The following is a 14,081-nucleotide window of genomic DNA, read 5'->3' on the forward strand; positions in this document are numbered from 1 at the left end:
TCGCAGTAATTTCCAAAGTAGGCGAGAACAAGCAATTACTTATAGCCATTGTTAGCTGTAGGTTTTCATTATTTCATGTATTCTATCATTAATTGAAAAATGTATGTTGACTTTATCTTCTTTAAATAATTTTAATAAACAACTTCCTAATTCGGTAACTAGTTTTTCAACATCCTTTTTTGAGGTTTTGAAAATTGAAAGAACCTTTATTTCTTCCAGTATCATTACATTAATTACTAATAAAATTATAACAGTATCAGGAAGCATATTTCTTGCCAAGTGAGAAAAACCTCTTCTATCTACAATATAGTTTCCAGCTGTTCTTAAATCTAAGTGAGTAAAAGAAGATAAATGGTCGTACAAATATTTATAAATTTCAATATCGATAGATTCGTATTTAGTATTCAATTTTGATTTTTCATAATTATTTAAGGATTTAAATTTCTCTTCTGTTTTCTTATCAACTATATGACCTCTTTTATATATATGGGTATTATTGAAAATGCCTTCTTTGGCAATAACATATTCCTTTAAAGACTTAGAATTATATTTAGCATATAAAATTTCCAAATAATTTTCATAATTAGTCCTAGTTAAATTTAAAGAGTCTTCCCCAAAATGATTATCTAGGAGAACTCCGATAGCTTCAATTGTTTTTAAGTTCTTAGTAAGACAAAATAAAATATAATGGTCTATGTTTAAATTACCCATTAGAACTATCTGTTCATCTTCATTAGAATGTTTAGCAATTATTAGTGCATAGACATATTTTAATTTATCAAATAAATCATATAGTTCACTTAAAATTATAGAAAGCTTACTTTCTGATATTTCTATTTCACCAGATTCAATTAGAAAATATTCATCTACTGCTTCTTCCCAATCTTGAAGTTGTTCTTTAGAATAAAGATGTAACTGACTTTCTCCGACACAATAACCTAATTTTTTAAATGCATAAATAATTTCTGGTCTAATCCCAACTTCTTCAAGCATTAAAACAGAATTTTCAATATAAACTTCTTCAGAAACTTGTATTGTTGATGGAATTAATGGGTCGTCTCCAGTAATATCTCTACCCATAATTGACTTAAACCTTTCATTTTCGCGGTCTAATATTTCTCTTATCTCTTTGGTTATAGGAATACTAACAATGTCGTCATTATTTATACAACAGGATTTGTATTTTTTACCACTTCCACATGGGCATTTTTCATTTCTTCCTATTTTCATTTTTTATAACTTACAGCTAACACCCAAATATACGCAATACCCCAAACACCACTAATTTTAGGATAGATGATTGATAGAGAGCAAGATATCTGCTTTTAAACCAAAACAAGCGTGTACAAATGACAACAAACGATATCTAATAAAAAAGCCGTTCATAATAGAACGGCTTTAATATTCAATAAATAATATCTCTTTAAGATTCTCCCATTGCCGCCATTAAAGCTGCAGACATACGCTTGTAGGTTCCATTTTCTAATCGGGAACGGATGGCTTCAAACGCATCTAAGGTTTCACTAACATCTTCTAAAGTGTGTGTAGCTGTTGGAATTAAACGTAATAAAATCATCCCTTTAGGTATCACAGGGTAAACTACTATAGAACAGAAGATTCCATAATTTTCCCTAAGATCTTTCACCAAAGCCATAGCTTCAGGAATGCTTCCCTTTAAATACACTGGTGTTACACAACTCTGTGTAGTCCCTATATCAAAACCACGCTCCTTTAAACCAGATTGTAGAGCATTGGTATTTTCCCAAAGTTTCTCTTTAAGCTCTGGCATGGTTTTTAGCATTTCCAAACGTTTTAAAGCACCAACCACCAGTTGCATCTGTAGTGACTTAGCGAACATTTGAGAACGTAAGTTGTATTTTAAATAATCTATGATTTCTTTATCTGCCGCAATAAAAGCACCTGTACTTGCCAAGGACTTAGCAAAGGTCGCGAAATACACGTCGATGTCGTCTTGCACACCTTGCTCCTCACCTGCTCCAGCCCCTGTTTTTCCTAAGGTTCCGAATCCATGGGCATCATCAACAAACAATCTAAAATTGAATTTTTTCTTAAGCGCAACGATTTCCTTTAAACGTCCCTGCTCTCCTCGCATTCCGAAAACGCCTTCAGAAATCACCAAAATACCACCACCGGTCTGCTCTGCCATTTTAGTAGCACGCTCTAAGTTCTTTTCTAAACTTTCAATGTCGTTATGCTTGTATGTAAAACGCTTGCCGTGATGCAATCTTACTCCATCAATAATACAAGCGTGAGCATCTACATCGTAAACAATAATATCATCCTTAGAGACCAAAGCATCTACCGTGGATACCATACCTTGATAACCGAAGTTTAATAAATAAGCGGCTTCTTTTTGGACAAAATCAGCTAATTCATTCTGAAGTTGCTCATGCAAAGAGGTATGACCAGACATCATACGCGCACCCATTGGATAAGCAGAACCGTAAGCTGCCGCCGCTTCAGCGTCAACTTTGCGGACTTCAGGATGGTTCGCCAAGCCTAAATAATCATTAATACTCCAGGTAATGACATTCTTTCCTTGAAATTGCATTCTATTGGAAATCTGACCTTCGAGCTTTGGGAACACAAAATAACCTTCTGCCTGTGCCGCCCATTTTCCTAATGGTCCTTTGTCTCTGTAAATCTTTTCAAATAAATCCTTCATGCTCTAAGCGCTTCTCATTCCGTCTTTAACAGGTGATTAATCTGCTTCAGATTTTATTAATGTTTTGTTAAAATAATTTAGTCAGTTGGGGCAAAATTAGCTAATAATATTAGGAAAGCATAATTTATTTCAGCAATATATTCACTAAGTTTTGAACATAAAAAAGCCCGTTAGAATAGAATTCAACGGACTCTTTAAGCCTTTTTTATTTGACGTAATTTATCGCCTTTTGTGATTTTGGAAGTTCATCAAAAAAGCCTTGGGCTTCCATCCATTGGTCATTATAGACCTTGCCCATGTAACGTGAACCATGGTCTGGAAAGACAACTACAATCTTATCAGAAGATTTAAATTCCCCAGCGTCGTTTAATTGTCTGATGGCCTGTAATGCGGCACCACTGGTGTAGCCGACAAACAAACCTTCTTTATTGGAAATTTCTCGTGCAGAGTGTGCGCTTTCGGCATCTGCAACTTTTTCAAACTTATCAATTAAATCGAAATCTGTAGCTGTAGGAATTAAGTTCTTTCCTAAGCCTTCTATTCTGTATGGGTAGATTTCTTTCTCGTCGAATTCACGGGTTTCGTGATATTTCTTTAAGACAGAACCGTATGCATCAACTCCGATGACTTTTACATTGGTCCCGACTTTTCGGGATTGCTCTTTCAAATATTTAGCGATACCAGAAATGGTACCTCCAGTGCCACTACAAGCCACTAAATGCGTGATTTCTCCATCGGTCTGTTCCCAAATTTCTGGGCCAGTCGATTTGTAATGCGCATCGAGATTCAGTTTGTTGAAATACTGGTTGATATATACCGAACCTTCAATTTCGGTATGTAAACGCTTGGCAACTTCGTAATACGACCTTGGGTCATCTGCCTTTACGTTGGCTGGACAAACATACACTTCGGCACCCATGGATTTCAACATGTCTATCTTGTCTGGCGAAGATTTTGAACTTACGGCCAAAATGCAACGATACCCTTTAATGATACTCACCATAGCAATACTAAATCCGGTGTTACCAGATGTCGTTTCAATAATGGTGTCGCCTTGTTTTAGTATGCCTTGACGTTCAGCCTCTTCTATAATGTGTAATGCGATTCGGTCTTTTGCAGAATGCCCTGGATTAAAGGCCTCGACCTTTGCAAAATACTCGCCTTGAAAATCTTTAGTGACCGAATTTAAACGGATTAACGGCGTACTGCCCACCAATTCCAAAACGTTATTATACACTTTTTTGTCTGTTCTCATAAATGCTATTAATTCAATACAAACTGTCGCTTGTTTTCAAACCGTGCAAAGGTACAAAATTTTTACGACTATGCGGTAATCCCCTCTAAGTCAAACAAGAAGGCAAACTCCAGCGCATCTTCTTTTAACGCTTCAAATCGACCTGAAGCTCCTCCATGACCAGCGTCCATATTGGTTTTAAGATACAATTTATTTTTATCTGTCTTCAATTCGCGCAATTTCGCCACCCATTTTGTGGGTTCCCAATATTGCACTTGCGAATCGTGAAGTCCAGAAGTTACTAACATATTTGGATAGTCTTTAGCCTCGACATTATCGTATGGCGAATAGGATTTCATATACTCGTAATAGAGTTTATCGTTTGGATTCCCCCATTCGTCATATTCACCAGTCGTTAAAGGAATAGTATCATCTAACATGGTTGTCATTACATCCACAAAAGGCACTGCCGAAATAATACCATTGTACAATTCTGGCGCATCGTTAATAATAGCGCCCATCAGCAAACCACCAGCACTTCCACCCATGGCATACAAGTGTTTGGACGAGGTGTACTTTTCTCTTATTAAGTGAATAGAGCAGGCAATAAAATCTGAAAACGTGTTCTTTTTATTAAGTAACTTTCCGTCTTCATACCAAGGTCTTCCGAGATATTCTCCACCTCTAATATGGCAAATCACATAGATGAAACCTCTGTCCAACAAACTCAAACGAATCGTTGAAAAATAAGGGTCAACGGTTGAACCATAACTTCCGTAGGCATATTGTAATAGCGGATTTTCACCATTAAGCTCCATCCCTTTTTTATAAACCACAGACATTGGGATTTTAGTGCCGTCTTCTGCCGTGGCCCAAATGCGTTCAGATTGGTAATTGTCTTTATCAAATTGGCCACCGAGTACCTCCTGCTCTTTCAGCACGGTTTGCCTTTTGGTTTTCATATTGAATTCTATAACCGAAGACGGGGTCGTCAAGGAATTATAGCCATAGCGCAGTACTTCCGTGTCAAATTCCACATTAGTTCCGGTAAACGCCGTATAAGTTTCGTCTGCAAAGTCTATGTAGTAATCTGAAGAATTATCCCATCGTTTCACGCGGATGAGATTTAAACCATTATGGCGCTCACCAATCACCAAATAATCCTTAAAAATATCGATATCCTCTAGCAGTGTATCATCTCGGTGGGCAATAACTTCCTCCCAATGGTCAATACCTGTGTCGTTTTCAGGCGTTTTCATCAGTTTGAAATTGGTTGCCTTATCTTTATTCGTAAGAATGTAAAAGTGATTGTCATAATGCGAAATGCTGTATTCCAAACCTCTGATTCGCGGTTGGAAGACTTTGAATTTCCCATCAGGAGTATCGGCATTCAGAATATGATATTCATTGGTCAATGTGCTGTAGCAAGCGATGATAATGTATTTTCTGGATTTGGATTTGTAGACCGCCACACCAAAAGTATCATCGGCTTCTTGAAAGATTAAATCATCCTCAGTTTCTCCTAATTGATGTTTATAAATCTGAAAGGCCCTAAGCGTTTCCTCATCTTTTTTGGTGTAAAACAACGTCTGATTGTCATTTGCCCAGCTTGAAGAGCCAGTGGTGTTTTCGATAACGTCGGATTCTAAGTTACCCGTGACCAGATTCTTCACTTTAATCGTGTAGTTTCGTCTTCCAGTGTAATCTACCCCGAATGCAATTTTTGTGTTGTCTGGGCTTACACTAAGACCTACCATCCTAAAGTAGGATTGACCTTCTGCCATGACATTACAGTCGAATAGAATTTCTTCAGGATTGTCTAGACTCTCTTTTTTTCGCGCATAGATGGGGTAATCCTTGCCTTTTTCGTAGCGTGTGATGTACCAATAGCCATTGTATTTGTAGGGCACCGAGGAATCATCTTCCTTTATTCTGCCTTTCATTTCTAAAAACAATTGTTCTTGAAAGTCTTTTGTATGAGACATTTCAGCTTCGAGATAGGCGTTTTCGGCTTCGAGATGTGCAATGACTTCTGGGTCTTCCCGATTGTTCATCCAGAAATAATTATCTATTCTAGTATCGTTGTGGATGGTTAATTCCTTCGGAATCTTTTTCGCCTTTGGCGCGGTAACGTTTGAAGTCTTCTGCATTTGTTTCTCAAAAAGGGTGCAATTTACTAATTTTGCAACGTATAAATTTTAAAGATTGAATTATGTTTGGAGATATGATGGGTATGATGAATAAGCTGAAAGAAGCCCAGAAAAAAGTTGAAGAAACGAAAGAACGACTGCATACCGTTTTACTCGATGAAGCCAGTAACGACGGAAAGTTAAAAGTTACAATTACGGCGAATAGAACCATAAAATCGCTTGAGATTGATGACGATTTATTGTCTGACAAGGACATGCTCGAAGATTACCTTATTCTTACCCTTAATAAAGCCATTGAACGCGCAACGGCGGTTAATGAAGCTGAGTTGTCTGCGGTGGCTAAGGAGGGGATGCCGAATATTCCGGGGTTGTAAAAAAGCCCCTTTAATTCCCCGAAGGGGAAAACTGTTTGCTTCATAAAACTCTCGCAAAGACGCAAAGACGCAAAGCTGTAGTGTAAACACTGAATTTTGAAAATATCCTAACTTACTGCCAACTGCGGACTAAAATACTGCAAACTGCGACTGCGACTGAAAACTTCACACTCTACACTAACCCACTAAAAACATCCATAACCCGCTCATGCATAGCATCGGTATAATCCAGATGCGTGACGATTCTAAGTTTGTTACTTCCCATTCCGATGATGTGAATGTCGTTATCTGCCAATTTTTGAGTGAATTCGGTTGCATCGATGTGTGATTCTAACTCGAAAATAATGATGTTGGTTTCTATGGGTTCCACGACTTTAACAGCATTTAATTGCGAGAGCATAGCGCCAATTTCAATGGCTTTTTTGTGGTCTTCAGCCAATCGGTCGATGTGATTATCCAGAGCGTACAATCCTGCTGAAGCTAAAAATCCGACTTGTCGCATTCCGCCTCCTAAAATTTTCCTTACCCGTATAGCGCCTTTCATCAATTCTGAATTCCCTAATAATACAGAGCCAATGGGGCAACCTAAACCTTTACTTAAACACACTGAAATAGTATCAAATAGTTCCCCATATTGCTTTGGGCTTTCATTTTTAGCGACCAAAGCGTTCCAAAGTCTCGCGCCATCTAGGTGATACCCTAAATTATGCTCATTAGCAACAGCTTTGATGCGTTTTAATTCTTCAAAATCCCAGCACGCGCCACCACCTTTGTTTGTTGTATTTTCTATAGCAATCAAGGACGTCAGAGGACTATGGTAGAAATCGGGTGGATTTATAGATGCTTTTGCCTGTTCGGCTGTAAACATACCTCTATGCCCATCAACCAGCTTACAGGAAATTCCGGAATTAAAGGATGCACCGCCACCTTCATAATTATAGATGTGGGCATATTTATCGCATATCACTTGTTCCCCAGGATTGGTGTGGAGCTTTAGTCCGGCTTGGTTAGCCATACTGCCACTTGGGAAAAACAAGGCTTGGTCCATCCCGAACATATTGGCCAAACGCTCTTCTAGCTCATTAACAGTTGGGTCTTCTTTATATACGTCATCACCAACATTTGCGGAAAGTATGGCTTCTAGCATACCTTTTGTTGGTTTGGTGACGGTGTCGCTTCTTAGGTCTATTTTCATATTTATTACTATCTTTTTAGATACGCATTTCACTCCCGAAGCATCGGGATTCACGCATGTCTTCGTGTATCTCTGTGAATTCTCTGTGTATTTTCGTGTAAATAATTACGCAGAGTTTCTCGGAGCCAACACGGAGTTTTCGCGGAGATAAGTTTCGTAAAGTTTCAATCGAAACTGTGATTGATGAGATTGCCACATCCCGCTCCGGCGTGATTCGCAATGACGCCTTTTATTTGTGTCTACTTTTATTCATTATAACTACACATATCCATCCCAATTGGCGAACCATCTGGGATTTGTGGTACAGTTTCTATTTTAAACTTTTCTGGTTCTTTCATGAATTCCGTAATCATACGCAAATATTGCATGCCCGTCGCTGAAGACATAGCATCTCGTATTTGACTTTTGGTTAAGTCCGTTAATGCCTGATTGGCAATGGCCTTTACTTCAAAATAGCTTTGGTCTTTCGTTGCCAAATTCATGATGTATTTTAAAACATTCACATTGACTTCATGTTGAATGGACTTGTGATATGCGCTAGAATTCTCCTTTAAAATCGTGTTAGAGACGAGTTCGTCTAGGACCTCTTTCAGGGTAAGTTGGTTTTCATCCAAACTAGACTGCAACACCAATCGATTAGCGCGTTGAGGATGAAGCAATAACTTCAAGGTCATATCGCTAGCCGTGGACGATGCACTTATGGGGTCAAAGGCCACACCAGTTTTCCCTTTGAAGGATTCTCGCGTTCGTCCGTAGGCAAAAGCTCTTGGCGGAAACAAATCCAAGAGGTTCTTGGGAATGGCTAACTCTTTTGGGTCTAGCGTTTTTAGTATTGCATTTAAAGCATCCTCCTGCAATGTCCTATCCAAATATTCAGTTATTTTTTGCCCATCGCCCTTTATAGCATAGTTATAATCCATTCCGCCAACGAGCTTTATAGTAGCCTCGGTTTGGTAACGGTGGAAGAAATATAAAGGCACAAAAACATCTTCCAAAACCGTGTAAGGTTCATTGGTTTTAATATTGTCTTTGGAAAATTGGGACATGGCTTTCGCTCTAACGTTTAAGACATTTTCCAATTCTTCGGATGCTGATTTTCCATTGTCCCACAAATGCGCTAAGCCATGAGCTCCACCTTGTGCTCTAGCGTCGGAATCAGAAATAAACCGTAGTCCGGACTTCGTTGCATTTTCTAGAATTTTATTGAGTTCTTCGCGTTCATTAGCATTTTTATCAAATTCAGAATAACTGTAAGCCACAGTGACTTTGTCCCACTCGCCTATACCAACATCATAAGCATTGCTGAAGTCGATGTTTCCATTTTTTAATTCGAATTGCGGATGCGGATAATCCATCACAGATGCGCGGTCACTAGTACTTGCCGAGAAGTTGTGCGCAAAACCGATGGTGTGTCCTACTTCGTGTGCGCTGAGCTGTCGGATTCGGGCTAAAGCCAAATCGAGCATGGGCTGATAATTATCATCATTTACTGCAAAAGGTTTATTCATCAGCGCTTGGGCTATCATAAAATCTTGTCGGATACGTAGACTTCCTAAACTGACATGGCCTTTAATGATTTCTCCTGTACGCGGGTCGACCACGCTGGCGCCATAACTCCAACCTCGTGTGGAACGGTGAACCCATTGAATGACATTATACCGACAATCCATTGGGTCGGCATCCTTCGGTAACATTTTAACCTGAAAGGCATCTTTAAAACCAATAGTTTCGTAGGCTTCATTCCACCAACGCGCACCGTCTAATAATGCAGAACGGACGGGCTCTGGTGTACCAGGGTCTAAATAATAGATAATCGGCTCTTTGGCTTCGCTAACTTTAGCGTTAGGGTTTTTCTTTTCAAGTCTATGACGAACGATAAAACGTTTTCGGATTTGTTCCTGTACTGGAGTCGCGTAATCTAAATATGAGCCTGAAATTGCACCACTACGTGGGTCGAATACTCTAGGCTCGTAATTGCTATCCGGAAGTTTTACAAAAGAATGATGCTGAATCACGGATACCAAAGAGGCTGTTGGTGTAACGCTTCTGAGGTTTCGTCCCGTAGGTTCTCCCGCAAAGGTTAACAAAGCTTCAAACTCTACATTCTCGGGGAAAGCTTTAGTCCGTTCCAAGGCCAAGGCACTTTTGGATTTGTCGACTTTATACGTGCCTTCTTTGTTTCGCTTTAAGGTACCAGCGACATTTTGAGCGTCTTGCATTAAAAACGGCGTAAGGTCGATGATGTATGTGCCGTTCTCTTCAGATTTAATAGGAAATCCGAATAATACCGATTGTGCAAAGGCTTGTTCGATACTTTTTCGTTCTAATTCATTATCAGAGTTCGCGCGGTAACTTAAGTTTGGTTGTACAAGTAGCAGTTTGTTTCCAGCTTTCTTAAAATACACCAATCGCTGACTACCGAGCTTACCACGGTCGAGCCCGATATCATTGCTTCCGACGCCTGATGCCAAAGAATTAACGTAGAGAAAATCGTCATTCAAACGGTCGACTTCCAGATATATTTTATCTTCAGATTCATCATAATAAAAGTCGAAATACCCTGAATATGATTTCAGATTTTTCTTATTCAGGATTTGCGCTGAAACGGTAAAGGTTAAAAAAAGTAAAATGAGGGAGAGGCTAGATTTTTTCATGCTTTAGTATTGAAACATAAAACTAAGGAAATTCTAAAAATTGGGGTTGCTATTCGGTCTTAAATTGTTGGGAGGTGTTATATTTGTCCTTCAGTATTAATATAAAGAGATTCCCGCTTTCGCGGGAAGTTAGCATGATTACACAAGACCAGATTAAAGACCTCAATACCCGCCTAGACGCACTTAGGCACTATCTTTGACTTAGATGCCAAACGCATAGAAATCGCCAACGAAGAAGAGCAAACCTTTGACCCCAACTTTTGGAATGACCCCAAGGAAGCCGAAAAGGTGATGAAATCGCTTCGGGAGAAAAAGAGCTGGATAAACGATTACGAAAACGCCCAAACCCTTTACGAAGACTTGGAAGTGCTGTATGAATTCTTTAAGGAAGACGAAGCACCAATGGAAAATGTGGAAGCCCGCTACGAAACGGCGGTCAATGCCATTGAAAAATTGGAGTTTAAAAACATGCTTTCCGAAGAAGGCGACAGCCTCAGCGCTGTTTTACAAATTACGGCCGGTGCTGGTGGTACCGAAAGTTGCGACTGGGCCAGCATGCTGATGCGTATGTATTTAATGTATGCCGAAAAGAGTGGCTTTAAAGTAAAGGAACTCAACCTGCAAGATGGTGATGTGGCTGGCATTAAAACCGTTACTTTAGAGATTGAAGGCGATTTTGCCTTTGGTTGGCTTAAGGGCGAAAACGGCGTACATCGATTGGTACGTATTTCGCCGTTCGATTCTAACGCCAAACGCCATACCAGTTTTGCCTCGGTGTATGTGTATCCGCTGGTAGATGACACCCTTGAAATAGATATCAACCCTGCTGATATTGAAATTACAACAGCGCGTTCTTCTGGTGCTGGTGGACAGAACGTTAATAAGGTGGAAACCAAAGTACAACTGAATCACAAACCTACGGGGATTCAAATTTCCTGTTCAGAAACCCGTTCCCAACATGATAACCGAGCGCGTGCAATGCAGATGCTAAAATCACAATTATATGAGATAGAATTGCAAAAGCAAATGGCGCAACGCGAGGATATCGAAGCAGGCAAAATGAAGATTGAATGGGGAAGCCAAATTAGAAACTACGTGATGCATCCTTATAAATTGGTGAAAGATGTCCGCTCCGCGCACGAAACCGGAAATGTAGACGCAGTGATGGATGGTGATATTGAACCATTTTTAAAGGCCTATTTAATGATGATGGGGCAAAAGGACAGTGTAGATAATTCTTCGCTCTAATCCATAAGTTGAATAGTTCTTTTGAGAATTCTCTAAATTCAATACGGTCTTCATAAAACTAAAACAAATCATTAGATGAGCTCCTTCAATGAAATTTTCAAAAATCCAAAATCAAAAGAGATGGGCCTTAGGCTGAAAAAAATCATTAATACTCATTTCAACACTATTGAAGAGCAAATTTATGGTGGCGCAAAAGTGAAATTGGCGCTATATTCTAGGGATGGAAAGAACAATGTGCTTTGTGGTATACAAGAAAGTTGCGCTGCATCTTGCTTGCTCTATGTTCATCATATTGATAGTATAGACCACGAAAGATTGAAATTTAGTGGCAAAGGCAAACACGCCAAGCGACTAAAATTTAACGATGTAAAAGAAATTAACGAAGAGGATGTACATTGGCTACTTACCAAGGTCGATGAAAATGCGCCATTCTAACTTAAGGACATAGAAGAAGATATTTGCAGTTTAACATGTCAATACCGCATTGGCTCTAACCATATTTCTAGGACTCAAAAAATTCCCATATTTTTGGCACTCTAATTGCTATAAAACGGACAGATGATTGAGATTTACCATAACCCAAGATGCACCAAGTCTAGACAAGGTGTTGCTTTACTAGAACAACAAGGTGTTGATTTTACCGTCGTAAAATATTTGGATGACAAACTTATAAAAAGCGAACTAAAGGCTATTATTGAGAAATTGGACATCCCTCCTATTGATTTGGTGCGTAAGAATGAAGCTATCTGGAAAGCCGATTATAAAGGAAAAGACCTTACGGACGATGACATTATTGACGCCATGGTAAACTATCCCAAATTGGTTGAGCGTCCTATAGTTGTCGTCGATGACAAAGCGGTTATTGGTAGACCAACGGAACGTATTTTAGAATTGATATAATTAAGAGCTATGAAGAAGATACTTGTTTTACTCCTCCTTATCGGATTTGGTACAAGCGTAGACGCACAGATGAGACGCGGTGGCGACCCATTAAGACAGAGTAGAATCCCTCAGCAACCCCAAGAGCCAACGGAGGAGCAAAAGGAAGAATATGCGCGCAAAATGAAAGAGCGCCAAGAAGAATACCTTGCCAACTTCATTACAACTTTAGAGGCAGACGATTTTCAAAAGGAGATTATTAAGCAAAATCTTAATAGTTATTTTGAAAAGAAAATAGCCATTTACAAGCTTCCGTTTGAACGCTCCATACAGCGACAAGATGCTATTAAGCAACTAGACGACACCCATTTTAAAGAACTAGAAACTCTCATCTCAGAAAAAGACATGCTAAAAATTAAAGAGATGATTAAGGGTGATTTCAATGAAAATGAAGTCAAAAAGAAGAAAAAGAAAAAACGCCGGAAAAAGGATGATAAAGGATAAAAAAAGAGCAACAAATATGTTGCTCTTTTTAGTCTATCTAGGTATTAGTGCTTAACTCATATCTTCAACATCCGCACCAGATGCATTATTCATAACAGAAGCAATTCCAGCTTCCATAGAGGATGTAGATGCATACTGCTGACTTGTACCTATAACCTGTCCATTTGTAGATTTTAAGTTAAAATAAGGTTTGCCACTTTTACCTTCTAAGCGTTCAAAACGCGCGTCGTCACTGGAATTCTTTTTTACGGATTCAATTCCGTTTTCGCACTCAGCTTTACTTGTGTAAGCTTCGCTACTTAATATGTTTTGTCCATTTCCAGCCTTTAGTCTAAATCTAAACTGTCCGCTGGCATCCTTATACATTTCAAATTTTGCCATTTTTTCATTTTTTAAAGTTCAGACAAAAGATACTGATTTTTTCAGACTTTAAGAATCTAAGGTTTAATTCAAAAGCTAATAAAATTGATTGAAATGGTATTCAACAGACCAGATTAAGCTAAGAGACTAGACAATTTCTGAAAAGTCAATTCCGAAAAACTAAAAGCCTCATAATCACATAAACCAAAATTTTGTTTAGAATTTGAATCACCATGATAGCCGACACAGAAGACATTAGCCTCGTTCGACGCTTTCATGCCATTGGTAGAATCTTCAATAACAATACATTCTGAAGCTAAGTTCCCTGAGGCCTCAACAGCTTTTAGGAAGATTTCAGGATGTGGCTTGGACTGCGCCAAATCAGCACCACTGAATTTTGAAATGAAATATGGGTTGAGTTTAAAGCGTTCAAAAATCCGATTGATATTGGGCATAGAGGCCGAAGAGGCTAAGACTAAAGTGAGTCCTTTGTTATGATACTCTTTTATAGCATCTAAAACGCCATTAATCAGAGCTAAGCTTTCGTCGTTTTCAAACAAGTATTTAAAGTGTTGGCGCTTCAGTTTCACTAAGGTTTCAGGATGTTCTTTCAAATTAAAATGGTCTACCAAACGTCGGCAAATATTTATTGTGGACTGTCCTGTGAATGATTCGTAGAGTTCATTGGATACGTTAATATTCACATCAGCAAACATTTTGTAATAAGCCTTATGGTGCAAGGGCTCAGTATTAACGATCACCCCATCCATATCAAAAATAACGGTCTTTAGCATCGG

The 14,081-nt window shown here is 38.9% G+C and carries 13 protein-coding genes; 5 read left to right on the forward strand and 8 right to left on the reverse strand.

Features of this window, described 5'->3' with window-relative positions; translation table 11 throughout:
* Positions 1 to 51 precede the first annotated feature (51 nt).
* The 4 genes from ACFOSX_RS12810 to ACFOSX_RS12825 form a co-directional block, all read right to left on the reverse strand.
* Positions 52 to 1,230: a DUF5677 domain-containing protein gene (locus ACFOSX_RS12810; RefSeq protein WP_386101827.1), complete on the reverse strand. Its 1,179-nt coding sequence runs from the start codon at positions 1,228 to 1,230 to the stop codon at positions 52 to 54.
* 193 nt (positions 1,231 to 1,423) lie between these two features.
* Positions 1,424 to 2,686, reverse strand: coding sequence for an aminotransferase class I/II-fold pyridoxal phosphate-dependent enzyme (locus tag ACFOSX_RS12815; protein WP_386101830.1), 1,263 nt, complete (start codon positions 2,684 to 2,686; stop codon positions 1,424 to 1,426).
* Between the two features lie 205 nt (positions 2,687 to 2,891).
* Positions 2,892 to 3,941 carry a PLP-dependent cysteine synthase family protein gene (locus ACFOSX_RS12820; protein ID WP_386101833.1) on the reverse strand — a complete coding sequence of 350 codons (1,050 nt, stop codon included), beginning with the start codon at positions 3,939 to 3,941 and terminating at the stop codon, positions 2,892 to 2,894.
* A 68-nt stretch (positions 3,942 to 4,009) separates the two neighbouring features.
* A complete protein-coding gene (locus ACFOSX_RS12825) occupies positions 4,010 to 6,070 on the reverse strand; it encodes a S9 family peptidase (RefSeq protein ID WP_386101836.1) in 2,061 nt (686 codons plus the stop codon).
* A gap of 62 nt (positions 6,071 to 6,132) precedes the next feature.
* On the opposite strand from ACFOSX_RS12825, the gene ACFOSX_RS12830 reads away from it, so the two are divergent.
* Entirely contained in the window at positions 6,133 to 6,444 is a 312-nt protein-coding gene (locus tag ACFOSX_RS12830) for a YbaB/EbfC family nucleoid-associated protein (RefSeq protein WP_386101839.1), read from the forward strand.
* Positions 6,445 to 6,616: 172 nt separating this feature from the next.
* Here ACFOSX_RS12830 and ACFOSX_RS12835 read toward each other — a convergent pair whose 3' ends face one another.
* Complete coding sequence (locus ACFOSX_RS12835) at positions 6,617 to 7,639, reverse strand: threonine aldolase family protein (protein ID WP_386101842.1); 1,023 nt, start codon at positions 7,637 to 7,639, stop codon at positions 6,617 to 6,619.
* A gap of 245 nt (positions 7,640 to 7,884) precedes the next feature.
* Complete coding sequence (locus tag ACFOSX_RS12840; protein WP_386101845.1) at positions 7,885 to 10,293, reverse strand: zinc-dependent metalloprotease; 2,409 nt, start codon at positions 10,291 to 10,293, stop codon at positions 7,885 to 7,887.
* A 134-nt stretch (positions 10,294 to 10,427) separates the two neighbouring features.
* Here ACFOSX_RS12840 and prfB point away from each other — a divergent pair.
* The 4 genes from prfB (at position 10,428) to ACFOSX_RS12860 (ending at position 12,924) form a co-directional block, all read left to right on the forward strand.
* Positions 10,428 to 11,541 (forward strand): peptide chain release factor 2 gene (gene prfB, locus ACFOSX_RS12845; RefSeq protein WP_386101848.1). Its coding sequence is split into 2 segments (ribosomal slippage): positions 10,428 to 10,490 and positions 10,492 to 11,541, totalling 1,113 coding nucleotides; the frame shifts between segments, so codons are not numbered across the junction.
* 75 nt (positions 11,542 to 11,616) lie between these two features.
* A complete protein-coding gene (locus tag ACFOSX_RS12850; protein ID WP_386101851.1) occupies positions 11,617 to 11,976 on the forward strand; it encodes a hypothetical protein in 360 nt (119 codons plus the stop codon).
* Between the two features lie 123 nt (positions 11,977 to 12,099).
* The gene (gene arsC, locus ACFOSX_RS12855) at positions 12,100 to 12,441 is read left to right on the forward strand and encodes an arsenate reductase (glutaredoxin) (protein WP_386101854.1); all 342 of its coding nucleotides are present in this window, start codon (positions 12,100 to 12,102) and stop codon (positions 12,439 to 12,441) included.
* Between the two features lie 9 nt (positions 12,442 to 12,450).
* Positions 12,451 to 12,924 carry a hypothetical protein gene (locus ACFOSX_RS12860; RefSeq protein WP_386101857.1) on the forward strand — a complete coding sequence of 158 codons (474 nt, stop codon included), beginning with the start codon at positions 12,451 to 12,453 and terminating at the stop codon, positions 12,922 to 12,924.
* 51 nt (positions 12,925 to 12,975) lie between these two features.
* On the opposite strand, the gene ACFOSX_RS12865 is transcribed toward ACFOSX_RS12860, so the two are convergent.
* Together ACFOSX_RS12865 and ACFOSX_RS12870 are read right to left on the reverse strand one after the other, a co-directional pair.
* On the reverse strand, positions 12,976 to 13,305 hold the full coding sequence (locus tag ACFOSX_RS12865; protein ID WP_386101860.1) for a YegP family protein: 330 nt from the start codon (positions 13,303 to 13,305) through the stop codon (positions 12,976 to 12,978).
* 113 nt (positions 13,306 to 13,418) lie between these two features.
* Positions 13,419 to 14,078, reverse strand: coding sequence for an HAD family hydrolase (locus ACFOSX_RS12870; RefSeq protein WP_386101863.1), 660 nt, complete (start codon positions 14,076 to 14,078; stop codon positions 13,419 to 13,421).
* Between the last annotated feature and the right edge of the window lie 3 nt (positions 14,079 to 14,081).

Source organism: Winogradskyella maritima, assembly GCF_042650215.1.
Lineage (GTDB): Bacteria > Bacteroidota > Bacteroidia > Flavobacteriales > Flavobacteriaceae > Winogradskyella > Winogradskyella maritima.